General features: G+C 72.1%; 24 protein-coding genes. 6 read left to right on the top strand and 18 right to left on the bottom strand.

What is annotated here, in order from left to right; translation table 11 throughout:
• Positions 1–3: 3 nt before the first annotated feature.
• Both DJ010_RS18545 and DJ010_RS18540 read right to left on the bottom strand, forming a co-directional pair.
• Positions 4–717, bottom strand: a complete 714-nt coding sequence (locus DJ010_RS18545; RefSeq protein WP_109696507.1) for a YggS family pyridoxal phosphate-dependent enzyme — start codon at positions 715–717, stop codon at positions 4–6.
• Positions 714–5,645: an NAD-glutamate dehydrogenase gene (locus DJ010_RS18540; RefSeq protein ID WP_109696505.1), complete on the bottom strand. Its 4,932-nt coding sequence runs from the start codon at positions 5,643–5,645 to the stop codon at positions 714–716. The genes DJ010_RS18545 and DJ010_RS18540 overlap by 4 nt, the downstream gene beginning before the upstream one ends.
• Before the next feature lie 59 nt (positions 5,646–5,704).
• Here DJ010_RS18540 and DJ010_RS18535 point away from each other — a divergent pair, with 59 nt between their 5' ends.
• Together DJ010_RS18535 and DJ010_RS18530 are read left to right on the top strand one after the other, a co-directional pair.
• Complete coding sequence (locus DJ010_RS18535) at positions 5,705–6,187, top strand: DUF2505 domain-containing protein (protein WP_158283060.1); 483 nt, start codon at positions 5,705–5,707, stop codon at positions 6,185–6,187.
• Position 6,188: 1 nt separating this feature from the next.
• A complete protein-coding gene (locus tag DJ010_RS18530; RefSeq protein ID WP_109696502.1) occupies positions 6,189–6,674 on the top strand; it encodes a DUF2505 domain-containing protein in 486 nt (161 codons plus the stop codon).
• 4 nt (positions 6,675–6,678) lie between these two features.
• Here DJ010_RS18530 and DJ010_RS22155 read toward each other — a convergent pair whose 3' ends face one another.
• From DJ010_RS22155 to DJ010_RS18520, 3 genes are read right to left on the bottom strand one after another with little or no spacing between them, the layout of a single operon-like run.
• Positions 6,679–6,855 (bottom strand): hypothetical protein, encoded by a 177-nt coding sequence (locus DJ010_RS22155; protein WP_158283059.1) that lies wholly within the window; start codon positions 6,853–6,855, stop codon positions 6,679–6,681.
• Positions 6,856–6,880: 25 nt separating this feature from the next.
• The gene (gene pruA, locus DJ010_RS18525) at positions 6,881–8,509 is read right to left on the bottom strand and encodes an L-glutamate gamma-semialdehyde dehydrogenase (RefSeq protein ID WP_109696500.1); all 1,629 of its coding nucleotides are present in this window, start codon (positions 8,507–8,509) and stop codon (positions 6,881–6,883) included.
• 60 nt (positions 8,510–8,569) lie between these two features.
• On the bottom strand, positions 8,570–10,021 hold the full coding sequence (locus DJ010_RS18520; protein WP_245927696.1) for a WS/DGAT/MGAT family O-acyltransferase: 1,452 nt from the start codon (positions 10,019–10,021) through the stop codon (positions 8,570–8,572).
• 159 nt (positions 10,022–10,180) lie between these two features.
• Between DJ010_RS18520 and DJ010_RS18515 the strand changes: the two genes are divergently transcribed.
• Together DJ010_RS18515 and DJ010_RS18510 are read left to right on the top strand one after the other, a co-directional pair.
• The gene (locus DJ010_RS18515; protein WP_245927694.1) at positions 10,181–10,546 is read left to right on the top strand and encodes a cupredoxin domain-containing protein; all 366 of its coding nucleotides are present in this window, start codon (positions 10,181–10,183) and stop codon (positions 10,544–10,546) included.
• Positions 10,543–11,910 (top strand): hypothetical protein, encoded by a 1,368-nt coding sequence (locus tag DJ010_RS18510; protein WP_109696496.1) that lies wholly within the window; start codon positions 10,543–10,545, stop codon positions 11,908–11,910. The genes DJ010_RS18515 and DJ010_RS18510 overlap by 4 nt, the downstream gene beginning before the upstream one ends.
• 6 nt (positions 11,911–11,916) lie before the next feature.
• Here DJ010_RS18510 and DJ010_RS22150 read toward each other — a convergent pair whose 3' ends face one another.
• Together DJ010_RS22150 and DJ010_RS18500 are read right to left on the bottom strand one after the other, a co-directional pair.
• Positions 11,917–13,113 carry a CpaE/TadZ family protein gene (locus DJ010_RS22150; protein WP_109696494.1) on the bottom strand — a complete coding sequence of 399 codons (1,197 nt, stop codon included), beginning with the start codon at positions 13,111–13,113 and terminating at the stop codon, positions 11,917–11,919.
• A 2-nt stretch (positions 13,114–13,115) separates the two neighbouring features.
• Complete coding sequence (locus DJ010_RS18500; RefSeq protein WP_146207398.1) at positions 13,116–13,778, bottom strand: flagellar biosynthesis protein FlgA; 663 nt, start codon at positions 13,776–13,778, stop codon at positions 13,116–13,118.
• A 101-nt stretch (positions 13,779–13,879) separates the two neighbouring features.
• Between DJ010_RS18500 and DJ010_RS18495 the strand changes: the two genes are divergently transcribed.
• Positions 13,880–14,158, top strand: a complete 279-nt coding sequence (locus tag DJ010_RS18495) for a helix-turn-helix domain-containing protein (RefSeq protein WP_109696491.1) — start codon at positions 13,880–13,882, stop codon at positions 14,156–14,158.
• A gap of 3 nt (positions 14,159–14,161) precedes the next feature.
• On the opposite strand, the gene DJ010_RS18490 is transcribed toward DJ010_RS18495, so the two are convergent.
• The 3 genes from DJ010_RS18490 to sigE are packed head-to-tail and all read right to left on the bottom strand — an operon-like array spanning position 14,162 to position 16,736.
• Complete coding sequence (locus DJ010_RS18490; RefSeq protein WP_109696489.1) at positions 14,162–15,538, bottom strand: S1C family serine protease; 1,377 nt, start codon at positions 15,536–15,538, stop codon at positions 14,162–14,164.
• Positions 15,539–15,579: 41 nt separating this feature from the next.
• The gene (locus DJ010_RS18485; protein WP_109696487.1) at positions 15,580–16,128 is read right to left on the bottom strand and encodes an anti-sigma factor; all 549 of its coding nucleotides are present in this window, start codon (positions 16,126–16,128) and stop codon (positions 15,580–15,582) included.
• Positions 16,125–16,736, bottom strand: a complete 612-nt coding sequence (sigE, locus tag DJ010_RS18480) for an RNA polymerase sigma factor SigE (protein ID WP_281271148.1) — start codon at positions 16,734–16,736, stop codon at positions 16,125–16,127. Before sigE ends, DJ010_RS18485 begins: the two co-directional genes overlap by 4 nt.
• A 149-nt stretch (positions 16,737–16,885) precedes the next feature.
• Between sigE and DJ010_RS18475 the strand changes: the two genes are divergently transcribed.
• Positions 16,886–17,554 (top strand): O-methyltransferase, encoded by a 669-nt coding sequence (locus DJ010_RS18475; RefSeq protein ID WP_245927693.1) that lies wholly within the window; start codon positions 16,886–16,888, stop codon positions 17,552–17,554.
• A 15-nt stretch (positions 17,555–17,569) separates the two neighbouring features.
• On the opposite strand, the gene DJ010_RS18470 is transcribed toward DJ010_RS18475, so the two are convergent.
• The 8 genes from DJ010_RS18470 to dapE all read right to left on the bottom strand — a co-directional run bounded on the left by DJ010_RS18470 (position 17,570) and on the right by dapE (position 23,483).
• On the bottom strand, positions 17,570–18,577 hold the full coding sequence (locus DJ010_RS18470) for an aldo/keto reductase (RefSeq protein WP_109696483.1): 1,008 nt from the start codon (positions 18,575–18,577) through the stop codon (positions 17,570–17,572).
• 33 nt (positions 18,578–18,610) lie between these two features.
• Positions 18,611–18,982, bottom strand: a complete 372-nt coding sequence (locus tag DJ010_RS18465; RefSeq protein WP_109696481.1) for a MerR family transcriptional regulator — start codon at positions 18,980–18,982, stop codon at positions 18,611–18,613.
• A gap of 43 nt (positions 18,983–19,025) precedes the next feature.
• Positions 19,026–19,364, bottom strand: a complete 339-nt coding sequence (locus DJ010_RS18460; RefSeq protein ID WP_109696479.1) for a hypothetical protein — start codon at positions 19,362–19,364, stop codon at positions 19,026–19,028.
• Positions 19,361–20,965: a leucyl aminopeptidase family protein gene (locus DJ010_RS18455; protein ID WP_109696477.1), complete on the bottom strand. Its 1,605-nt coding sequence runs from the start codon at positions 20,963–20,965 to the stop codon at positions 19,361–19,363. The genes DJ010_RS18460 and DJ010_RS18455 overlap by 4 nt, the downstream gene beginning before the upstream one ends.
• Positions 20,962–21,129 (bottom strand): DUF3117 domain-containing protein, encoded by a 168-nt coding sequence (locus tag DJ010_RS18450; RefSeq protein ID WP_091024313.1) that lies wholly within the window; start codon positions 21,127–21,129, stop codon positions 20,962–20,964. The genes DJ010_RS18455 and DJ010_RS18450 overlap by 4 nt, the downstream gene beginning before the upstream one ends.
• A gap of 101 nt (positions 21,130–21,230) precedes the next feature.
• On the bottom strand, positions 21,231–21,674 hold the full coding sequence (locus tag DJ010_RS18445) for a DivIVA domain-containing protein (RefSeq protein ID WP_245927690.1): 444 nt from the start codon (positions 21,672–21,674) through the stop codon (positions 21,231–21,233).
• Positions 21,667–22,395, bottom strand: a complete 729-nt coding sequence (locus tag DJ010_RS18440) for an LOG family protein (RefSeq protein ID WP_109696475.1) — start codon at positions 22,393–22,395, stop codon at positions 21,667–21,669. Before DJ010_RS18440 ends, DJ010_RS18445 begins: the two co-directional genes overlap by 8 nt.
• Positions 22,392–23,483, bottom strand: a complete 1,092-nt coding sequence (gene dapE, locus DJ010_RS18435) for a succinyl-diaminopimelate desuccinylase (protein ID WP_109696473.1) — start codon at positions 23,481–23,483, stop codon at positions 22,392–22,394. The genes DJ010_RS18440 and dapE overlap by 4 nt, the downstream gene beginning before the upstream one ends.

Genomic DNA, 23,483 nt, shown 5'->3' with positions numbered 1-23,483 from the left:
TGCTTATCCGGCCGTCCGCGCCGGCCTCTCCCCGAACAGCGAGCGACCCACCCGCACCATCGTCGCTCCCTCCTCGACCGCGACCTCGAAGTCGTCGGTGGTGCCGATCGACAGGCCCGGCACGCCCAGCCGCTCCCCCACCTCGCGGAGCGCCGCGAAGTGCTCTCGGCTGTCCTCGGGACACTCCGGGGCGGGCGGCATCGCCATCAGCCCGGCGACCCGCAACGACGGATGCTTCGCGACAGCGGAGAGCAGGTCCGGGACCTCGGCCGGCCCGACCCCGGACTTCGTCTCCTCCCCGGCGACGTTGACCTGCACCAGCACGTGGAGCGGGTCGGCGGGGTCGCGGCGGCTGCCGAGGGCGTCGGCGAGCGCCACCGAGTCGAGCGCGTGGAAGTACGACGCCACCCGCACGACCATGTTGACCTTGTTGCGCTGGAGCGGACCGATCTGGTGCCAGCGGACGCCCGTGCCGGCGAGGTCGGACAGCGACTCGACCCGGTCGCGCATGGCCTGGGCGTAGTTCTCGCCGAGGTCGAGCACCCCCACCTCGATGGCGGCCCGGACCCGGTCCTCGGGCTGGAACTTCGACACCCCGACGAGGGTGACGTCGGCAGGGTTCCGGTCGGCGCGGGCGCAGGCCGCCTCGATCCGCTCCCGGACCCGGGCGACCCCGCGTCGTACCTCCTCGTGGACGTCGGTCCCGCTCGCGCTCACGCCAGCAGACCCCGGACCACGCGCAGCGCGACCGACACCCGGGCGAGGTCGGTGTCCTCGTCGGCGCAGATCGCGCCGAGCGTGTCGACCGCGCGCGCGGCGACTCCGCCGGTGGACTCCTCCCACTCAGACACCCGTCGCGCCGCCTCCTCCCGGAGCTCCTCGGGCGCGCCGCGGAAGACCACCTCGTCGTCGGCCGTCGTGCTCGCGAGCACCTCCGCGGTGAGCTGGGCGTGCACCGAGTGGAGGTCGTCCCGGAGCGCGGCCCGGGCCATCGTCTGCCACTGGTCGGCACGCGGCAGCCCGACGATCCGCTGCTGGAGCACCGAGATGCCGAGCCGCTCACCGAGCGCGAAGTGGACCCGCGCGACGTCGCGGGGCTCGAGCCCGTCGCGAGTGGCGATCTCGACCACGTTGAGCAGCGCGTACGCGACGTCGTACGACGCCACCCGGGCAGCCAGGTCCTCCGGCACTCCCTGACCCTCGAGTGCCGTGCGGCGCTCGTGGTAGGCCGCGAGCTCGCGGCCGACCAGCAGGTCGGGCAGCTCGAGCATCGTCGCCTGCACCGGCTCCGCGAACAGGTCGACGGTCGCCTGGCTGTCGAGCGGAGGACGACGGTTGGTCACCAGCCACCGCGAGGCGCGCTCGACGAGGGTGCGCATGTCGACCCGCATCCGGGTCTGCACCGCCGCGTCGATCTTGTTGTCGTAGGTCGCCAGCTCCTGACGCAGCGGCAGGGACGCGAAGATCTCGCGGGCCACGAAGTTCGCCCGGGTGAGCTCGGCGGCCGAGGCTCCCGTCTCCCCCGCCAGCCGCGGCCAGTACGTCATGCCGGCGCCGTTGACCAGGTCGTTGACGACCTGGGTCACGATGATCTCGCGACGCAGCGGGTGCTCCTCGACCTGGCTGCTGAATCCCTCGCGGACGGCCTTCGGGAAGTACGACACCAGGTCGAGCAGGAGGTAGGGGTCCTCCGGCAGGTCGGAGGCCAGCAGCTCCTCCGCCAGGACGATCTTGGTGTAGGCCATCAGCACCGACAGCTCCGGCTGGGTGAGGGCGCCACCGGCCTCGATCCGCTTGCGCACCTCGGCCTTCGTGGGCAGCGCCTCGAGCCCGCGGTCGAGCCGACCCCGCTTCTCCAGCTCCTGCATCCACTGCTCGTGCACGTGCAGCAGCGAAGGTGCGTTGCGGGCGGCGTTGGCGAGCGCGATGTTCTGCTCGTAGTTGTCGCGCAGCACCAGGTCGGCCACGTCGTCGGTCATCGACGCGAGCAGCTTGTTGCGCTGCTTCTCGGTCAGGTCACCGTCGGCCACCACCCGGTCGAGCAGGATCTTCAGGTTCACCTCGCGGTCGGAGGTGTCGACGCCGGCGGAGTTGTCGATGAAGTCGGTGTTGATCCGGCCGCCGTTCTGGGCGAACTCGATGCGCCCGCGCTGCGTGCAGCCGAGGTTCCCACCCTCACCGACCACGCGGACCTGGAGCTCGGTGCCGTTGACCCGGATGGCGTCGTTGGCCTTGTCGCCGGCGTCGGCGTGGGTCTCGGTGCTCGCCTTCACGTAGGTGCCGATGCCGCCGTTCCACAGCAGGTCGACGGGGGCGAGCAGGATCGCCCGCATCAGCTCGGCGGGCGTCATCTTGTCGACGGGCCGGTGGATGCCCAGCGCAGCCCGGATCCGGGCGTTGATCGGGATCGACTTCGCCGACCGCGGGAAGACGCCGCCGCCCTCCGAGATCAGCGACGCGTCGTAGTCCTGCCAGCTGGACCGGGGCAGGTCGAAGAGCCGCTTCCGCTCGGCATACGACGTCGCGGCGTCCGGCTCGGGGTCGATGAAGATGTCGCGGTGGTCGAACGCCGCGACCAGCCGGATGTGCTCCGAGCACAGCATCCCGTTGCCGAAGACGTCGCCCGACATGTCACCCACGCCCACCACGGTGATGTCCTGCTCCTGGCAGTCCACGCCGAACTCGCGGAAGTGCCGGCGCACCGACACCCACGCACCGCGCGCGGTGATGCCCATCGCCTTGTGGTCGTAGCCGACCGACCCACCGCTCGCGAACGCGTCGCCGAGCCAGAAGCCGTAGTCGGCGGAGACGCCGTTGGCGATGTCGGAGAACGTCGCGGTGCCCTTGTCGGCGGCGACGACCAGGTAGGAGTCGTCTCCGTCGTGGCGGACCACGCGGCGCGGCGGCAGCACGTGCTCACCGGTCACCAGGTTGTCGGTGACGTCGAGCAGGCCGCGGATGAACGTCTTGTAGCACTCGACGCCTTCGGCCAGCCACGCGTCGCGGTCGTCGGAGGGGTCCGGGAGCTGCTTGGCGTAGAACCCGCCCTTGGCCCCGACCGGGACGATCACGGTGTTCTTGACCATCTGCGCCTTGACCAGACCGAGGATCTCGGTGCGGAAGTCGTCGCGGCGGTCCGACCAGCGCAGGCCACCACGAGCAACCGCTCCGAAGCGGAGGTGCACGCCCTCGACCCGCGGCGAGTAGACGAAGATCTCGAACTTCGGTCGCGGCTCCGGCAGGTCCGGGATCGCCGACGGCTCGAGCTTCAGCGACAGGTAGGACTTCGGGTGCTGCCCGCCAGGCTCGTGCTGGAAGTAGTTCGTGCGCAACGTGGCCTTGATGTGGACCAGGTAGGACCGCAGGATCCGGTCGTGGTCGAGGCTGACCACCTGGTCGAGGGCAGCGGTGATCCGTTCTTCCAGCTCGGCCTGCGCCTGGTCACGGCCGGCGTCGTCGCGGTCCGGGTCGAAGCGGGTCTCGAACAGCTCGACGAGCATCCGCGCCAGGTCGACGTTGACCGCGAGGGCGGACTCGATCGAGTCGATCGCGAACGGCGAGTTCCCCTGACGCATGTACTTGGCGTACGCACGCAGCAGCATCGCCTGCCGCCACGTGAGCGACGCCCGCAGCACGAGCGTGTTGAACCCGTCGGTCTCGGTGTAGCCGTCCCAGATGGCGCGCAGCGCGTCCGAGAACAGCTCGCGCGCCTGGTCGGGCAGCGGGCCGCCGTACCGCAGGCCGAAGTCGTAGATGTAGGAGACCCGGTCGAGCCCGACCAGGCCGTAGGGGCGCTCGTCGACGACCTCGACCCCCATCGACGAGAGCATCGGGAGCACCTCGGAGAGCGACAGCGGCGGGCCCACGCGGAAGACCTTGAGCCGGGCCTCGCCGTCGGGGGCGTCGAGCTCGGAGTAGAGCGCCTGGTCGATGCCTGACTCGCCCTGGATCGCCTCCAGCCGGCCGAGGTCGACCGCGGCCGTGCGGGCGGGGAAGTCCTCCTTGTAGGCCTCCGGGAACGCGTCGACGTAGCGGCGACCGAGGATGGCGCCGACCTCCTCGCCGTACTCCGACAGCACGGCCGACACGAAGTCGTCGTGCCACGAGCGGGACGCCTCGATGAGCCGGCGCTCGAGGTCGGCGGTGTCGACGTCCGGGATCGTCTCCCCCGCCGGCATCCGCACCACGAAGTGCACCCGCGCCGTCGTCGACTCGCTGATGCTCACGTTGAACTCGATCGAGTCGGGGTCGATCCGGCCGCCGGCGATCACCTGCGACAGGATCCTCACGAACTTGTGGCGGACGCTGGTGTTGTAGCGGTCGCGCGGGAGGTAGAGCAGCACGGACAGGTACCGGCCGTAGGTGTCGCGTCGGATGAAGAGACGTACGGCGCGTCGCTCGCGAGCCTGCATCGCGGCCTCGGCGATCGGCGCCAGCTCCTCGACCGGGGTGTGGAACAGCTCGTCGCGGGGGTAGCCCTCGAGGGTGTCGAGCAGCGCGTTGCCGTCGTGGCTGCGCGGGTCGAGCCCGGTCAGCTCCAGCACCTTCTTGACCTTCTCGCGCACCAAGGGAACCCGCAGCACCGACTCGGTGTAGGCCGCGCTCGAGAGCAGGCCGAGGAACCGGCGCTCCCCGACGACCTCGCCGTCGGGGCCGAAGACCTTGATGCCGACGTAATCGAGGTACGCCGGCCGGTGCACGGTCGCGCGCGAGTTGGCCTTCGCCAGCACGAGCAGGCTCTTCTCCCGTGCCTTGGCCTTCACCGGCCCCGAGAGCCGGCTGAACGACGTCGAGCTCGCCTTCGACGCCTGGTCGCGGAGGATCCCGAGCCCGCTCCCGGGCACCGGCCGCAGGACGTCCTCCTGGCCGTCCTCGGTCGAGACCTGCTCGAGCCGGTACTCGCGGTAGCCGAGGAACGTGAAGTGCTCGTCGGCCAGCCAGGAGAGCAGCTCCTTGCCGACCTCGAGCTCGCCGGACGGCAGCGGCGGCGGCGTCTGCTCGAGGTCGGAGACGACCGCGCGCGCCTGGGCGACCATCTCCTCCCAGTCGTCCACGGCCGCGCGCACGTCGGCGAGCACGCGTCGTACGTCGTCGGCGAGACGGTCGGCCTCGCCCGCCTCGTCGGTGAGGCGGTCGATCTCGACGTGCATCCACGACTCGCGGAGGCCGTTCTCGTGTGGGGTGGTCGACCCGGCCGCGACCGGGTGCAGCGCTGTCAGCGTCCCGGACTCGGAGCGGTGCGCGTCGAGCGTCGGGTGCAGCACCAGGTGGGCGTCGCGGTGCTGCCGGGCCAGCTCCATCGTGAGCGAGTCGACGAGGAAGGACATGTCGTCGGTGACCACCTCGACCACCGAGTGCCCGCCGGCGGACCAGCCGTGCTCGGCCACCGTCGGCGTGTAGACGCGAACCTTGGTGGTGCCGGGCTTGCGCTCCGCGGCGAGGTGGTGGTGCGAGGCGTAGGCGCCGTAGACGTCCACGTCGGAGCGGTCGGCGAGCTGGTCGGTGGCCACGTGGCGGTAGTACGCCGCCAGCAGGGCTTGCAGGTCGTCGCCGGGCGGCGCCGAGGCGCCCTTGCCATGGCGGGCCACCTCTGCGGCCTGTCCGAGGATCTGGTCACGGTCTGTGTGGTGCGTCGTCGTTGACACACGGTTCACATTAGGACCGGCAGATACCCCTCACAACATCTTGGGGCAGGATGGGCGGCATGAGGTTCCAGCACACGTCGACCTACGACGCGCCGCCCGCCGATGTCTACGCGATGCTGACCGATCCGGCGTGGCGCGAGAAGGTCGCCGAGGCCCAGGGTGTCGTGTCCTCGGACGTCACGATCACCCCGCAGGGCCAGGGCTGCCGCGTCGTCGTCGACCAGGTCCAGAACACCGCCGGCCTGCCGGCGATCGCGAAGAAGATCACCGGCGAGACCACCCAGGCCGTCGTCACCGAGGTATGGACCTCCCCCACCGCGGGCACCGTGGAGATCCTCGCTCCCGGCAAGCCGACCAAGGGCGTCGGCACCGTCAGCCTCCAGGCCGACGGCGCGACGACCAAGCACGTGACCGACCTCGAGGTGACCGTCAAGGTCCCCCTCGTCGGCGGCAAGCTGGAGCAGGTGATGGCCGACAACATCGGCAAGGGCATGGAGATCGAGCAGGCGGTGGGAGCCGCCTGGCTGGAAGGGGACCGCTGAGGTGTCGACGAGGATCGTCCAGGAGCTCACCTACGACGCACCGTTGGCCGACGTCGCCGCGATGCTCGCCGACGAGGCGTTCCGCAACGAGGTCTGCGTCGCCACCGGCGCCACCCGGCACGCCGTCTCGATCAAGGGCGTGCAGGGCGACCCGATGGAGGTCCGCATCGAGTACAGCCAGCCGACCGACCGGGTGCCCAAGTTCGCCCAGAAGTTCGTGGGTTCGGACGTCGACATCGTGCAGTCGGAGACGTGGACATCACCCGACCACGGCGACATCCACGTGACGATCCCCGGCAAGCCCGGCGAGATGGTCGGCACCGCGGTCCTCACCGAGGCCGACGGCGTCACCACTGAGACGGTGACCCTCGACATCAGCGTCCGGATCCCGCTCGTCGCGGGCAAGATCGAGGCGCTGATCGGCAAGATCCTCGGCAGCGCGCTGCGCGCCGAGAACCGCACCGGCGTCGAGTGGCTGGCCCGCTAGGGAGCTAGAACGGCCCATTCCCGTCGCGCTCCGCGCGCTCGGCCTCCTCGGCCTCCTCCCGGGCGTCCTTGCGACGCTGCAGGAAGATCACGCCCCCGAGCAGCAGGAACGGCCCGAACGCCAGCACGATCGTCAGCACCTGCTCCACGGGGTGGAGGGAGCCGAGGTGCCAGGGAGTCACCGGGCCATCGTCGCAGGTGACCCGCTCAGCCCATGTAGGGGTACCGGTGGTCGGTCGGCGGGGACAGGGTCTCCTTGATCGAGCGCGGCGAGGTCCAGCGCAGGAGGTTGGACGCCGCACCGGCCTTGTCGTTGGTGCCGGAGGCGCGGCCGCCGCCGAAGGGCTGCTGGCCGACCACGGCACCGGTGGGCTTGTCGTTGATGTAGAAGTTGCCGGCCGCGAACCGCAGCGCCTCCCGCGCCCACGCGATCGCACCGCGGTCCTGGGCGATGACGGCACCGGTGAGGGCGTACGGCGCCGCCGCCTCGGCCTGGGTGACGACCTTCTCGAAGTCGGCGTCGTCGTAGACGTGCACCGCCAGGATCGGGCCGAAGTACTCGGTGGTGAAGATCTCGTCGACCGGGTCCTCCCCGACCACGATCGTCGGGCGGACGAACCAGCCGACCGCGTCGTCGGTGGTGCCCCCGGCCACCACCTGCAGCCCGGAGGTCGCCTTGGCGCGCTCGATCGCGGTGGTGTGCTTCTTGAACGCCCGGTCGTCGATGACCGCGCCGAGGAAGTGGGAGAAGTCGGTGGGGTCGCCCATCGACAGGGCCTCGGTCTTGGCGATCAGGTCATCACCCATCCGCTCCCAGACCGACCGCGCGACGTAGGCACGGGAGGCCGCCGAGCACTTCTGCCCGGAGTACTCGAACGCACCGCGGATCAGCGCGGTCGTGACCACGTCGGGGTCCGCGGAGGGGTGGGCGATGACGAAGTCCTTGCCCCCGGTCTCCCCGACCAGCCGCGGGTAGGTCTTGTAGGAGGTCAGGTTCTGCCCCACGGTCTGCCAGAGCCTCTGGAAGGTCGGGGTGGAGCCGGTGAAGTGGATGCCGGCCAGGTCGGGGTCGGCGAGCACGACCTCGGAGACCGCCAGCCCGTCACCGGGCAGCATGTTGATCACGCCCGGCGGCAGGCCGGCCTCGGTCAGCAGCTCCATCGTCAGCGACGCCGCGTGCTGCTGGGTCGGCGACGGCTTCCAGACCACCGTGTTGCCCATCAGCGCCGGCGCGGTCGGCAGGTTGCCGGCGATCGCCGTGAAGTTGAACGGGGTGATCGCGTAGACGAAGCCCTCCAGCGGCCGGTGGTCCGTGCGGTTCCAGATGCCCGGGCTGTTGGCGATCGGCTGCTCGGTCAGGATCTGCTTGGCGTAGTGGACGTTGAACCGCCAGAAGTCGATCAGCTCGCACGCGGCGTCGATCTCGGCCTGGAACGCCGTCTTCGACTGGCCCAGCACGGTCGCGGCGTTGAGCTTCTGCCGCCACGGACCGGCCAGCAGCTCGGCCGCCTTCAGCAGCACCGCGCACCGCTCGTCGAAGGACATCGCCCGCCACTCCGGCGCCGCGGCGTTCGCGGCGTCGACCGCGCGGCGCGCGTCGGCCTGGGTGCTGTTCTTCAGCACGCCGAGGACGTGGGCGTGGTCGTGCGGCTGGATCACCGCGATCTCCTCGCCACCCCCGGCGACCCACTCACCACCGATGTAGGCGTCCATCCGGTGCTCGGTCGCCTCCTGCCGCGCGATCTCCGCAGCCAGGGCGTCGCGCTCCGGGGTGCCGGGCGCGTAGGTCAGGTTCGGCTCGTTGACGGGAGCCGGCGGGAACGTGATGGCGTCCATGCCCCCGATGTTGTCAGACAATCGGGCGCCGACCCAACCGGCGGCGACCGGGGGCCGGGGTCAGTCCTTGCGCCGGGCGCGCGGCGGCGCCGACTTCGTCGTACGACGACCGCGGGGGGCGCGCTGCCGGCCGCTGGACGAGACCTCGAGCAGCTCGTCGAGGGCCTCGCGCAGGCAGATGCCAAGCAGGTCCGCGTCCGGCACCAGGTCGCGGTCTGCGGTGATGCCGTAGAACACGCCGCCGTTGTAGGACGTCACGCTGATGACGAGCGGGTGCCCGGGGACGAGCGGCGCCACGGGGTAGCTCGCCAGCATCTCCGCGCCCGCGGCGTAGAGCGGCGACTGCGGGCCGGGGACGTTGGTCACCGAGAGCTGGTAGCCGCGGCGCAGCTCGTCGGCCGCGACCCGCGAGCCGATGGCGTGGAACGTCGTCGGCGCGAAGCCGGCGACGCCCGCGAGCCGGTTGGCGGCCACCGAGCGGCCGGTCTCCTTGTGCGCCTGGAACGAGTACGACACCTGGTGCAGGCGCACGACGGGGCTGGCCTCGCCGATCGGCAGGTCGACGAAGTGGGCGGCGATCTGGCTGCCGAGGGACGTCGCCTCGAGCTCCTCGTCGATCACCGAGACCGGCACGACCGCGCGCACCTGGCGCAGCCCGCCCATCGACTCGGCACGGGTCATCAGCCACGCGCGGAGGCCGCCGGTGACGGTCGCGAGGATGACGTCGTTGACCGTGCCGTCGTGGGCCTGGCGCACCGTGCGGTAGTCGCTCAGCCGCGTCTCGACGGTCACGACCCGGCGCTGCTGCGACAGCTCGCCGCCGAAGACACCGCGGGCCTTCGGGCGGCGCCCGGTGAGAGCGCCGGCGACGCTGCGGATCCGACGGGTCCGGGCGTCGAGCTCGCTGACGACGGCCTTGGTCGTGCCGCGCACCGAGGTCGCGACCGTCTGGGCGTCGGTCACGGCGTCGCGGACCGCGTGCGCGACCAGCTTCGCCGGCGCGGGCGGCCGGTGCGGCGTCCAGTCGTCGGGCTCGAACTCGCGCGGCGTCGGCTGCGTGTCGAGCAGGAGCTGGCCGAGGTCGACGGTCTGCACCCCGTCGACGAGCGCCTGGTGGGTCTTGGAGAGCAGCGCGACCCGGCCGCCCTCGAGCCCCTCGACGAAGTAGATCTCCCACAACGGACGGCTGCGGTCGAGCGGCCGCGACACGATCCGCGACGCGAGCTCGAGCAGCTGGCTCGACGTGCCCGGGCGGGGCAGCGCGGAGCGTCGAACGTGGAAGGCGAGGTCGAAGTTCTCGTCGTCGACCCACAGCGGGGCCGCGATGTGCCCGGGCACGTGCTGGATGCGCTGCCTGTAGCGCGGGACGAACGCGATCCGGTCGCGGATCAGCTCGACCAGCCGCGCGTAGTCGAACCCCGAGTCGCCCGGGTCGAAGATCTCGATCGTCGCGTTGTGCAGCGGCGTCTCGGGGGTCTCGGCAGTCAGGAACGCCAGATCGCGTGTGCGCACACGATCGACCACGGCTGATCCCACCTTCTGGGTCTGGCTGGTTCTGGCCCCCGGTCGAGCCCCCATGACTTGCTGCGTGAGATTCTGGCAGAGGACTGCTCCCAGGCCCGCATTTGTCCGCGCGCGGCCGTTGGGCCGCGCACCGGCAGGAGGAACCCCTTGAGACGTACGACGACGCGGTGGATCGCGCTCGCAGTCGTGGCCGCGGCGGCCCTCGCCGGCTGCTCCGACGACGACAACGGATCCGGCGGCGGCTCCGACGAACCGGCTGTCATCGAGATCACGTTCGAGGACGGCGAGGTCTCGCCGAACGGCGACCGGGTCGAGGTCGAGGCGGGCCAGCCCATCGACCTCGACGTCACCGCTGACGAGCCCGGCGAGATCCACATCCACTCCGACCCGGAGCAGCAGTTCGACTACGTCGAGGGCGAGAACAAGTTCGAGATCCAGTTCGACCGCCCCGGCATCGTCGTGGTCGAGTCGCACGACCTCGACAAGGTGATCGTCCAGCTCGAGGTGAAGTGATCGGCGGCGTCACCGGGGTGGTCGAGGCCCACGGCATCGGCGGCCAGGCCGACCTGCCGATCTCCCTCGGCCTGGCGATCTCCGGCGCTGTCGCTGCTCTGGTCGTCTCCTTCACCGTGCTGGTCGTCGCCTGGCGCACCCCGCGCTACGCGACCGGGCTGGAACCGGCCGAGAGGGACGGCAGCGTCGACGAGCCCGACGTCGACGACGCCGAGGAGACCCCGGCCGCGCGGGTGACCTACGGCCTGGTCGCGCTGCGCCTGATCGGCATCATCGCCTTCGTCTTCACCGCCGCGACCGCCGTGGCGGGCGAGGACCAGCTGACCAACCCGTTCTTCGGGATCATCTACGTCTGGGTCTGGGTCGGCGTGATCTTCGCGTCGCTCCTCTTCGGCCCTGTGTGGCGGGCGATCAGTCCGATGCGCACGGTCAACGCGGTGCTGGCGCGGGTCTCCGGGGGCGACCCGGCGCGCGGCGTCCTCGAGTACCCCGCCTGGCTCGGGCACTGGCCCGCGGCGATCGGTCTCTACTCCTTCGTGTGGATGGAGCTGGTCAACCGCACGCCCACCGACCTCGGCACCGTCCGGCTGTGGTGCGCCATCTACGTCGCGGTGATGCTCATCGGCGGCGCCGTGTTCGGGTCGAAGTTCTACGAGAACGCCGACCCGTTCGAGGTCTACTCGACGCTCGTGGGCTCGCTGTCGGTGCTCGGTCGCGACGAGGAGGGCCGGTTCCGGCTGCGCAGCCCGCTCGCCGGCTGCGCGACGATCCCGTCCCGTCCCGGACTGGTCGCCGTCGTGGCCGTGCTGTTCGGCAGCACGGCGTTCGACTCGTTCCGCGAGTCGACGTACTGGATCCGCACGATCCAGGAGGCCTCGATCACCGGCTACACGCTCAACAACCTGGCGCTGCTGGTGTTCTGCGTCGGCGCCGGCCTGATCTTCGCCGGCGGCGCGGCACTCACCGCCGCCGGCCCGGACGTACGGCGGTCCGAGCTGCCGCGCCGGTTGGCGCACTCGATCGTGCCGATCGTGGCGGCCTACATCATCGCCCACTACCTGACGCTGTTCGTCGACGTGGGCACCCAGACCCTCGCCCGCGCCAGCGACCCGTTCGGCAAGGGGTGGGACATCCTCGGCACGGCGGCCGTCGAACCGTCGTACTGGTTCTCCTACCACCCGTCGGTGCTCGCGACGATCAAGGTCGGAGCGGTCGTCGTCGGGCACGTCGCGGCGGCGGTCGTCGCGCACGACCGGGCGATCGCGCTGCTCCCCCGGCGGCACCAGATCACCGGCCAGCTCCCGTTGCTGTTCGCCATGGTCGGGTTCACCGCCGGCGGCCTCTACCTGCTCTTCGCCGCGTAGCCGGACCTAGCCGACGCCCGCCATCGCGTCGACGAGCGTGGCGACCGCCCGGGTGAGCGGCGACTCGCCGGACTCCAGCAGGGTGCGGCCGGCGACCAGGGCGCGATCGACCGCCGGCTGGTCGTCGGGCAGGAAGTGCACGCCGAGGGTGCGGCCGAAGCCGGCGAGCATGCCGACGACGTCGGCTTCACGCCAGCCGAGCGTGGGCCGCATCCGGTTGACCACGACCCGCAGCGCCGGCGCCGGCAGCAGCTCGTGCGCGTCCGCGACCGCGCGGGCGAGCCGGGCCAGGCCGACCGGGTCGGCGGAGCCCACCACCACGATCTCGTCGGCTGCTTCGAGCGCCTCCACCGTGAGACCGTTGCGCTCGGGTCGGGCACCGGGATCGGCGGCCGGGTCCTGCTCGATGCTGAAGCCCGTGTCGAGCACCACCTGAGCGTCGGCCCGGGCCCGCTCGACGATCGCACCCAGCGCGCCGGGACGGACCTCGACCCACCGGTCCGGCCGCGGCAGGCCGGTGATGACGAGCAAGTGGTCCGACAACCGGCGCTGCACGGTCGCGAACCGCTCGTCGACCGATCCGCCGGCGACCAGGCGCGCGGCCGAGAGGAGCCCGGAGACCTCGTCGAGCACGCCCCACTGCTGGGCCACCGCTCCGCCGTAGGGATCGGCGTCGACGAGCACCGTCGTCAGCCGACGGCGGGCCAGCTCGGCGGCGAGCGCGGTCGCGAGCGTGGTCCGGCCGGGCGCTCCGCCCGGTCCCCACACGGCGACCACCCGGCCGGGGCGGGTGGCGCTCGGTGGGTCCGCTGCCGCCGCGGACGGCGGGGGCAGGGTGGGCGGCGCCGCCAGCGCGGGACCGGGGTCGGTCAGGACGGCCGCCACCAGGTCGTCGACGTCGCCGGGAGCGACGACGGCGTCGATCCCGATCCGATGCGCGTGCGCCCGCGCCACGTCGTCCTCAGGCGTGACGGCCACCGCGCGGACGCCGTACTGCCGGAGCTGGCCGACCGTCGGCCCGTCGAGGCCGGGCAGCTCGGCGCCGAGCACGGCGACCTGCGCCTGACCGGCGCTGGCGGTCGCCAGCAGGTCGTCGAGGTCGACGCAACGCTTGAGCACGACGACGCCGGGATGGTCGTTGAGCGCGGCGAGGGTCGGGCCCTCCCACGCCGCGCCGGTCGACACGAGCAGGGTGACGATCACCGTCAGCCCCTGTTCAGCACGCGGACGACGGGGTCGTCCAGGCTGTCGAGCGCGGTGAGGAAGTCGGTGACGTCGTCCTCGGCGACCGCGAGCACGAGCTGACGGGTGCCGGTGACGGCGAAGCTCTCCTCGACGGGCGGCGCCGCGACCACCGTCACCGCGGAGAGCGCCACCTCGCCCGCCACGCGGTTGCCGCGGACGCCGGTGCCGCCGACCCACACGTCGACCACGGAGCCCGCGCCGACCGACGGCGGCACGCGGCTCGGGTCCAGGTCGAGAGGCACCTGCACCGTGCCGGCGTCCGAGTCGGCGTCGATCGCCGCTCTCGGCAGCAGCTCGCCGCCGCCGATGGGGCGAGCGAGGACGATGCCGTCGGGCAGAGGCTCGTCGGCGGGCAGGTAGCGGTCGAGGTCGCCGTCGTCGGAGAACCGCACCCGGACCGCGACGACGTCGTCGCTCCCGACCGGCGCACCGGCGCCGTGATCTCCCACGACCGCCCAGACGGGCACCGACTCGTCGGCAGCCGCGAGCAGGCGCGCCCCGAGCACCACCGAGCCGGCCACGATCAGCAGGCCGATCCACAACCGCGGGTCACGCCACCCCGCCCGGGTCGCGCGGGTGGCGACCGGAGGCGTCGACGTGCCCGCCTTCCCGAGACTGGACACGAGCACATGATGCAGCGCCGCAGGCCGCCGCGTCACCTGCTCGTCCACAGCCCGCGGGGCGGTGCTGCGATCGCGCCCGGGACGGTGCGACGATGGGCGCCATGGCCGGGCCCCCCCGTTTCCTCACGCTGACCGACGTCGCCGAGACCCTCAACACCTCGAGCGCGCAGGTCTACGCGCTGGTGCGGCGCGGCGAGCTGCCGGCGATCAAGCTGGGCGGGCGCGGTCAGTGGCGGGTGGAGGCGGAGAAGCTCGAGGAGTACATCGCGGGCCTCTACCGCGCGACCGAGGAGTACGTCGAGCGGCACCCGTTCGTCGACACCGAGACCCCGGACCAGCCGGTCGTCGACGAGCCGGAGCAGGCCGGGGAGGCCGGCTAGCGCCTAGCCGACCTCGCCGTCGAGGGTGACCGCGATCGTCTGCTCGTCGCCGTCGCGGGTGACCGTGAACTCGATGGTCTCGCCCGGCAGGTGGGTGCGGATCGCGACGATGAGCCCGATGCCGTCGGTGACGCGGACGCCGTTGACGTGCGTGACCAAGTCGCCGTTCTCGAGCCCGGCGTCCTGGGCCGGAGAGTCCGCGAGGACCTCGTCGATGGTGGCGCCGTCGTACTCGGCCGGGCCGCCGGTCTGCACGCGGGCGCCGATGACCGGGTACTGAGCCTCTCCCGAGTCCAGGATCTGCTGCGCCGTCGTGATGACCTGCTCCACCGGGATCGCGAAGCCGACACCGATGTTGCCGGCCTCGTCGTCGAAGCTGCCGCCGCCGTTGGTGGCGATCGCCGAGTTCACACCGACGACCTGGCCCTTCAGGTTGACCAGCGGTCCGCCCGAGTTGCCGGGGTTGATGGCCGCATCGGTCTGGATGGCGTTGATGTAGGAGGAGTCGTCGGCGGTGCTGCCGGTCGTCACCGGCCGGTTGAGCGCGCTGACGATGCCGGAGGTCACCGTCGAGCTCAGGCCGAGCGGGGCGCCGATGGCGACCACCGGCTCCCCCACGCGCAGCGCGCGCGACTTGCCGAGCGCGGCGGGCTTGAGGTCCTCGGCGCCGGCCACGTGGAGCACCGCGAGGTCGTAGACGGGGCTGCGGCCGACGACGGTCGCGTTCTGCCTGTTGCCGTCCTGGTCGACGATCTCGATCGGGCCGTCGTTCTCCGCGGCATCGGCGACCACGTGGTTGTTGGTGACGACGTGCCCCTTGTCGTCGAGCACGAAGCCCGAGCCGGTCGCCCCGGCCTCGGCCCCCTCGAACTCGGCGACGATCTGGACCGTGCTGGGCAGCACCTCCTGGGCGACCCGCGCAACGCTGCCGGGCTTCTCGAGCGGCGCCTGGGTCTCGAGGTCGGCGTAGTCCACCGTCGGGACGGTCGCTCGCTGCTCCTCGTCGTCCCACTGCGCGTAGCCGATGCCGCCGACCACGCCACCGACCACGCCCACGACGAGCGCGGTCGCGGCGACGACCGGCCACACCCAGCCCGAGGGCCGGTTGCGCCCGGCCGCGGGTGACGCCGCGGGTGACGGGGCTAGGGGCTGGGTCGGCGGGGGCGGCGGATAGGCGGCGCGGTGGGCGCCGGGGGCCACGGGCTCCACCACTGACGTCTGGATCGGTGCGGTGTCGGAGAAGACAGGCTCGGCGTGGGACGGGTCGGCCGAGGTCGGCTCGACCGGCTCCATGGGCGGGCCGGGCGGGACCGGCGGGGTCGCGCCGTCGCCCGGGGGCGCCCAGCGCTGTCCGGGGTCCTGATCGGGTCCGTCGTTCACGGAACCATCATCGCCGATGGTCACTAACGCCTGGTGCTCGGCTACTGCGGGAGCAGCTGCTGTACCCAGGCCGGCACCACGGCGGCGGCCGGGAGGCCGCCCGGGTCGGCGAGGGTGACGGCGGTGCCGACCGGCGTGTTGACGTGCACCGGGAACGCCCGCTCAGCGGGGGTCCCGGTCGCGCCGTCATCGCTGGCGACGGGCGTCTCGATGCGGGCGGGGGGACGACGGTCGCTGGAGGGCGAGCCCGGGGCGAACCCGAGGGCCAGCACCCCCACCATCGCTGCACCCAACGCGCCTCCGCCGAGGACCGCGACGCCGATGCCGCGTCGGACGCTGCCGCGCCCGCCGGCGTCGACGAGGAACTGCTCGCCGGGGGTCAGGTTGAGCAGCGATCCCTTGAGGTCGGGCGAGGCGGAACCCACGCCGCCGGAGAGCCCGGCCAGCCGGGTCTTCACCCAGCCCTCGCGCTCGACGAGGTCACGGCAGGCATGGCACTCGTAGACGTGCGCCCACGCCTCCTCCGCCTCCGCCTGGGAGAGCTGGCCGTCCAGGAGCGCGCTGGCGCGGGCCCCGAGGTGACCGATCATGACCGTCCCGCCTCGGTGGCGGCAGGGGCGGGCCCGGCGTACCGGGTGCGGTCGCCCTGCGGGGCGCGGTGGGCCAGCGCCGCGCGCAGCATGGCGCGGCCACGGTGGATCCGGGAACGGACGGTGCCGAGCTTGGCGCCAAGGATCTCGGCGATCTCCTCGTAGGTGAGGCCCTCGATGTCGCAGAGCACGACGGCCGCGCGGAACTCCGGCGGGAGCGCGGAGAGGGCGGCCTCGACGTCGTCGTCGAACGTGCGGTCGGCGTAGGCCGCGTCGGGCCCGACGCCCGGGCTGGCGAGCCGCGCCGCGCGCTCGTCGGACAGCGCGTCGAAGCGGATCCGCTGGCGGCGGCGGGCCTGGTCGAGGAAGAGGTTCGTGGTGATCCGGTGCAGCCAGCCCTCGAACGTGCCGGGCCGGTAGGTGTGCAGCGAGCGGAACACCCGCACGAAGACCTCCTGGGTGAGGTCCTCGGCGTCGTGGCGGTTGCCCGTCAGACGCAGGGCAAGGCGGAAGACGCGGTCGGAGTGCTGCTCGACGATCGACTCCCAGTCGAGCGTCGGCTCCGCAGCCGGCCGTTCGGCACTCATGGTTCCTGCCCTTCTTCGCACCTGGGTGCTGCCTCCCTCGTCCCTCGACGCTACGCCCGTGTCCTGAGGAAACCCTGTGAAACCGCGGTCGGGTCCCTGAGCGTTCCTGACGGTTCCAACGACCGGCGCGTTCCCGATGTTCCGGCTGCGCGGACCGTTACCGTGGCCTCGTGGCCGACTCACCGCTCGATCCGATCAGCCCCGCCAGCTGGACCTTCGCCGAGACCTATGTCGTCGAGGACGACGTGCTCCTCGCCGCCCGGGCCCGCGCCGAGGAGGTCGGTGCGGTCGCGGTGGGCTCCGGCGTCGGCGCCACCCTGCGCTTCCTGGCCGCCGTGCTCGACGCGCGGGCGGTCGTCGAGATCGGCACCGGCGCGGGCGTCTCCGGCCTCTGGCTGCTGCGCGGCATGCGCCCCGACGGTGTGTTGACCACCGTCGACGTCGAGGCCGAGCACCAGCGGCTGGCGCGCGAGACGTTCAAGGACGAGGGCATCGCGCCGCAGCGGGTCCGGACCATCGCCGGCCGGGCGCTCGACGTGCTCCCCCGGCTGACCGACGGTCACTACGACCTCGTCTTCGCCGACGGCGACAAGCGGGAGTACGGCGCCTACCTCGCCGAGGCCCTTCGCCTGCTCCGCCCCGGCGGCGTCGTCGCCTTCGACAACGCCCTCTGGCACGACCGCGTCGCCGATCCCTCGATCCGCGACGACGAGACCGTCGCGATCCGGTCGCTCACCCAGGAGATCACCGCCACCGACGGGCTGGTGCCGCTGCTCCTCCCGGTCGGCGACGGCCTCCTGCTGGCCAAGAAGGAATGGGTCCCCGAGGCGGACGCCTGATCCTCCGCCGACCCGTCAGACGTTGACCGTCGACATGTCGCCGTACCGGTCGCCCACGACGGCGTCCCGCGGAACCGCCCTCTCGAGCGCGGCGAGGTCCCCGTCGGTCAGCTCGAGGGCGGCCGCGGCGGCGTTCTCCTCGAGGTAGCGGACCCGCTTGGTGCCGGGGATCGGCACGATGTCGTCGCCCTGGGCGAGCACCCAGGCGAGGGCGACCTGCCCGGGGGTGGCGTCCTTCTCCTCGGCGATGGCGCGGACGTTGTCGACGAGGGTGAGGTTGGCGGCCAGCGCATCGCCCTGGAAGCGGGGGAAGTACGCCGAGCGCCGGAGGTCGCCCTCGCCGGCGGCGCCGGCGGAAGCGGTGATGGTGCCGGTGAGCAGGCCGCGGCCGAGGGGCGAGTAGGGGACGAGGCCGATGCCGAGCTCGCGGATCGTCGGGAGGATCTCGTCCTCGATGTCGCGGGTGAAGAGGGAGTACTCGGTCTGCAGCGCGGTGATCGGGTGCACGGCATGGGCACGTCGGATGGTGGCGGCGGATGCCTCGGACAGGCCGAGGTGCCGCACCTTGCCGGACTTGACCAGCTCGGCCATGGCTCCGACGGTCTCCTCGATCGGCACCGTCTTGTCGACGCGGTGCTGGTAGTAGAGGTCGATCGCGTCGACGCCGAGCCGCTGGAGCGAGGCGTCGCAGGCGGCGCGGACGTACTCGGGACGGCCGTTGACGCCGACCCGGGTGCCGTCAGGCAGCCGCTCGTTGCCGAACTTCGTCGCCAGCTGCACCTCGTCGCGGCCGAAGGAGCCGGCCGCGATCGCGCGGCCGACCAGCTGCTCGTTGGTGAACGGGCCGTACATGTCGGCCGTGTCGAGGAAGGTGACGCCGAGGTCGAAGGCGCGGTGGATCGTGGCGATCGCCTCGTCCTCGTCCGCGGTGCCGTAGAACTCCGACATGCCCATGCAGCCGAGGCCGAGAGAGGAGACGGTGAGATGCGAGTCGCTACCGAGAGTGCGGTTCTTGGTGGTCATGCGACCACTGAACGTCTTCGAGCGCGCTCCAAGTCAAGACGCCTGCTCGACCTTTCCCTCGTAGATGCCTATCTTGTGGTCGATCGCGCGCAGGTGGGCGGTCACCTCGGCCAGCTGGGCCTCGACCCGCTCCCGGTGCGCGACCAGCAACGCCAGGCGCTCGGCCTCGTTCCCGTCGCCGGCGCGCACCAGCGCGGCGTACTTCCGCACCTCGCGGATCGGCATGCCGGTGGCGCGCAGGCGGGTGATGAGCTCGATCCAGGCCAGGTCGCGTACGGTGTAGCGGCGGTGGCCGGACGCCGACCGGTCGACGCCGGTCAGCAGCAGACCATCGCGCTCGTAGTAGCGCAGCGTGTGGGCGGTCAGCCCGGACCGCTCGGCGGCCTCGGCGATCGTGAAGCTCATCCGCCCAGTGTCAGCCTTGGAGTGCACTCCAAGTCAAGGCGGCTCAGGCGCGGGGCGCTGCGACGAACCCGGCGGCACCCTCGGCGATCGCCACGATCTCGCACGCCTCGATCAGGATCGGCGGGCTGCCGATGATCTGCGAGCCCGGCGCGTCGGCCGCGCCCGCGGTGAACGTCTCCTGGAACGCGGTTCGCGCCTCGTCGTCCGCGAAGACGTAGCAACCCTCGAACCACTTCCCCGGCACCGACCGCCAGGTCTTGTAGGCCAGTCCGGGCATGCCGGTGAAGCGGGCGTGCGAGGTCCCGGCGACGTACGACGCCAGCTGCTCCTCGACCCCCTCGGGTGCGTCGGCGAGCGACCAGCGGACGGTCAGGCCCTTCACTTCTTCTCCTTCGTCATGATGCCGGCGAGCGGCTCGGACCGGCCGAGCCAGGTGAGCAGCAGCCGGGCACCGAAACCGGAGGGCCCGACGGTCCACTCGTGCAGCTCCTTCTCGACGTCGCCGACAGAGGCGATGTCGAGGTGCGCCCACGGCCGCCCGCCGGTGAAGTGCTGCAGGAACAGCGCGGCGGTGATCGCCTGCGGCGCCCCGGCGCTGTTGTCGGCGTCGGCGACCTTCGACGCGAGCCGCTCCTCGTAGCCGGCGTAGAGCGGGAACCGCCACACCGGCTCACCTGCCGTCTCCCCGGCTTCGCGGAGGGCGTCGGCCAGGGCGTCGTCGGTGGCGAAGAAGCCGCCCATCTGCTGCCCGAGCGCGATCTTCATGCCACCGGTCAGGGTGGCGACGTCGACGATGACCGTCGGGTCGAGCTCGGCGGCGGCGTAGGCCATCGCGTCGGCCAGCACCAGCCGTCCCTCGGCGTCGGTGTTGGTGACCTCGGTGGTGCGCCCGCCCCAGTGCCGGATCACGTCGCCCGGGCGGAGCGCCGAGCCGGAGATCGCGTTCTCGGCGGCCGGCACCAGGCCGGTCACCCGGATCGGGCAGCCGACGTCGGCGAGAGCGGCCATCGTCGCGAGGACCACCGCACCGCCGGTCATGTCGCGCTTCATCGACGTCATGGACTGTCCGGGCTTGATCGAGAGGCCGCCGGTGTCGAAGGTGATGCCCTTGCCGACGAGCACCAGGTGCGGGAGCTTCTTCGCGGCCCGGGCCGAGACGCCCGTGGGCGTGAAGTCGAGGCGGATCAGCCGCGGCGGGGTCGCGGAGGCCCGGCCGACGCCGAGGATGCCGCCGAACCCTTCGCGCTCGAGGTCGGCCTCGTCCCACACGCGGACGTCGAGACCGGCCCGCGCGGCGACCTCATCGGCCTGCGCGGCGAGCCACGCGGGGTTCTTGAGGTTGCTGGGGACGGTCGCGAGGGTCCGGGCCCGCCAGCCGGCGCCGCCGATGGCGACCGCGCGGTGGAGCGCCCCCTGGTCGACGTCGTCCAGCGTGCCTGCGTCGGTCGCGATGACGACCTGGCGGACCGGCTGGTGCTCCGGCCCGGTGGAGCGCCAGTGGAACGTGAACGCCCCGAGCATGGTGCCGGCGACGAACGCGTCGAGCGCAGCGGCGCCGTCGGCGGCCACCGCCGGGATCGACGTGGCGAGGGCGGACCGGTCGCGGACCGCCCGGGCGAGCGCCGCCCCGGCACGGCGCAGGTCGACCGGACGGGCGTCGCCGACGCCCACCAGCAGGACCAGGCGCAGGGCGTGGTTGGCAGCGGTGCCGAGCGGCACCGGGACCTCGACGACCTCGCCGACGGCACCGCTCATCCGGTGCAGCTCGGCGACGGCGAGCAGGTCGATCCCGGTCGACTCGACCAGGTCGGCAGCGCCGGGCCCGAGCAGTACGCCCTGCTCGTCGGAGTCAGCAGGATCGCCGGACGCGGCGGGGAGGACCGGCACGGCGACGCAGTCGACGCCGACGATGGCCCCCGGGAGGAGCTCGCTCAGCGCGAACTCGGGAGGTGAAGCCTGGCTGGGAAGAACGGCTGCGGTCACCCGACCACGTTCTTGAGAGCATCGCCGAGCGCGCCCGCCTCTTCGGCGTTCAGCTCGACGACCAGGCGGCCACCGCCCTCGAGCGGGACCCGCATGACGATGCCCCGACCCTCCTTGGTGACCTCCAGCGGACCGTCACCGGTCCGAGGCTTCATCGCCGCCATGCGGCACCCCACTTCCCGTCAGTACTGTCACCCAGCTCTTCCTGGGTTGCCGTGGCCATTATCGCTTATGCGCCCTCAGCCGCGCAGCAGAGGCACGCATCTCACTCCTCCGGCGCGGCCGCGTGCCGACCCGAGTGCCGGCCGGCCCGACGCCCGAACCGCCGGCCGGGTCGGCGATCCGGCTCGACGGCGGGTTGCGGGTCGGGCATCGCCACCGGTGCCGCGGTGGCGGGTGCGGGCGGGAGGTAGGGCCGCCGATCGGGTGTCGGGTGGTCGACCGGCCCGGCCGCCCGCTGCTCCTGCTCGTGCGCCAGCCGGGCGAGCAGAGCGTCGACCTCGGACATCCGGTAGCCGCGGAACGCCAACGAGAACCGCACCCGGCGGAGGTCGTCGCCCGTGACGGGGCGGTCCAGCGGGACGCGCGCGTCCGGCCGGTCGTCGTACGCCGGCCCCATCGGCTCGCCGCGGCCGGCCGCGACCATCGCGATGCCGCCCATCGCCAGCACGATGAGCCCCGCGAAGACCCACATCATCGCCTCAGGCATGACGCTCCCGGGCGGCGACCATCAGCGCCACCGCCTCCTCCACGTCGTCGGTGAGGGTGAGCATGTCGATGTCGGACTGCTTGATGCGGGCGTCGCTCAGCATCGTGCCCTGCATCCAGTCCAGCAGGCCGGTCCAGTGCTCGACGCCCATGAGCACGATCGGGAACGTCGTGATCTTGAGCGTCTGCGAGAGCGTCATCGCCTCGAACATCTCGTCCAGGGTGCCGATGCCGCCGGGGAGGACGACGTAACCCTGGGAGTACTTCACGAACATCATCTTGCGGACGAAGAAGTAGCGGAAGTTCAGCCCGAAGTTCACGTAGTCGTTGAGCTTGGCCTCCCACGGCAGCTCGATCCCGAGGCCGATGCTCTCGCCGCCGGCCTCGGAGGCGCCCTTGTTGGCGGCCTCCATCGCACCGGGGCCACCGCCGGTGATGACCGTGAAGTCCGCCTCGACCAGCGCCCTGCCGACCTCGACTCCGAGCTGGTAGGCCGGGTGGTCCGGCTGGATCCGTGCCGAACCGAAGACGGAGATCGCCGGACCGACCTCGGCGAGGTCGTTGAAGCCCTCGACGAACTCGGCCTGGATCTTGAGCACCCGCCATGGATCGGTGTGCACCCAGTCGCTGTCGCCGCGGCTGTCCAGCAGCCGCTGGTCGGTGGTCGAGCCCACCGGGCGGCCCGCACTCGGGCGGGGGCCCGGTCCGCTACGTCGGGTCATCGCTGGGCCTCCTCGCCCTGGAGCCAGGCACGCAGCTCGCGCTCGCACCGTTCGATGTGGGCCACGGGGACGTGCTCCTCCTGCTTGTGCGCCAGCATCGGGTCGCCGGGCCCGAAGTTCACGGCAGGCACGCCGAGCGTGGTGAAGCGGGCGACGTCGGTCCACCCGAACTTCGGGTTCACCTCGGCGTCGGCACCGCCGACGGCCTCGATGAACGCCTTGGCCGCGGGCCGGTCGAGCCCGGGGAGCGCGCCCGGCGCGGAGTCGGTCAACGTGATGTCGTACGGCGCGAAGAAGTCGGTCACGAACGCGAGCGCCTCCTCCTCGGACCGGTCGGGCGCGAACCGGTAGTTGACCGACACCACGCACTCGTCGGGCACCACGTTGCCGGCGACGCCGCCACGGATGCCGACGGCGTTGAGCCCCTCGTGGTACTCCAGCCCGTCGATGACCGGCTTGCGGGCCTCGTAGGCCGCGAGCCGGTTGAGGACGTCGGCCGCGGCATGGATGGCGTTGACCCCGCGCCAGCTGCGCGCCGAGTGCGCCCGCTCGCCGGTGGTGCGCACGTCCACCCGCAACGTGCCCTGGCAGCCGGCCTCGATGACCGCGTTCGACGGCTCCATCAGCACGGCGAAGTCGGCGGCGAGCAGGTCGGGGTCGGACACGCTCAGCAACCGCAGCCCGTTGAGCTCCGACTCGATCTCCTCCGCCTCGTAGAGGACGTAGGTGACGTCGTGCACCGGCTCGGTCACGGTGGCGGCGAGCCGGAGGATGACGGCGTCGCCGCCCTTCATGTCGCAGGTGCCGAGTCCGTGCAGGATCCCGGTCGCCTCGTCGAGCCGGCTCGGCAGGTTCTCGTTGACCGGCACGGTGTCGAGGTGCCCGGCGATCACCACCCGGCTGGCCCGACCGAGTGTGGTGCGCGCGACCACGGTGTGCCCGCGGCGCACCACCTCGAGGTGCGGCAGCGCGCGCAGGGCGGTCTCGACCGCGTCGGCGATCTGCTGCTCGTTGCGCGACACCGACTCGATGTCCACGAGCTGCCGGGTCAGCGTGACGGCATCGGCGGTGAGATCGAGCGCGGTCAT

The organism is Nocardioides silvaticus (assembly GCF_003160695.1).
GTDB classification, from domain to species: Bacteria; Actinomycetota; Actinomycetes; order Propionibacteriales; family Nocardioidaceae; genus Nocardioides; species Nocardioides silvaticus.
This window is presented reverse-complemented; position numbering and strand designations above follow the sequence as displayed.

Bases quoted from the DNA above. Each gene is read 5' to 3' on its own strand.
- DJ010_RS18440 (WP_109696475.1), bottom strand. From the start codon at position 22,395: ATGACCCGACGTAGCGGACCGGGCCCCCGCCCGAGTGCGGGCCGCCCG.
- DJ010_RS18470 (WP_109696483.1), bottom strand. From the start codon at position 18,577: ATGACCACCAAGAACCGCACTCTCGGTAGCGACTCGCATCTCACCGTC.
- DJ010_RS18465 (WP_109696481.1), bottom strand. From the start codon at position 18,982: ATGAGCTTCACGATCGCCGAGGCCGCCGAGCGGTCCGGGCTGACCGCC.
- dapE (WP_109696473.1), bottom strand. From the start codon at position 23,483: ATGACCGCGCTCGATCTCACCGCCGATGCCGTCACGCTGACCCGGCAG.
- pruA (WP_109696500.1), bottom strand. From the start codon at position 8,509: ATGGACGCCATCACGTTCCCGCCGGCTCCCGTCAACGAGCCGAACCTG.
- DJ010_RS18535 (WP_158283060.1), top strand. From the start codon at position 5,705: ATGAGGTTCCAGCACACGTCGACCTACGACGCGCCGCCCGCCGATGTC.
- DJ010_RS18485 (WP_109696487.1), bottom strand. From the start codon at position 16,128: ATGATCGGTCACCTCGGGGCCCGCGCCAGCGCGCTCCTGGACGGCCAG.
- DJ010_RS18495 (WP_109696491.1), top strand. From the start codon at position 13,880: ATGGCCGGGCCCCCCCGTTTCCTCACGCTGACCGACGTCGCCGAGACC.
- DJ010_RS18450 (WP_091024313.1), bottom strand. From the start codon at position 21,129: ATGGCGGCGATGAAGCCTCGGACCGGTGACGGTCCGCTGGAGGTCACC.
- DJ010_RS18445 (WP_245927690.1), bottom strand. From the start codon at position 21,674: ATGCCTGAGGCGATGATGTGGGTCTTCGCGGGGCTCATCGTGCTGGCG.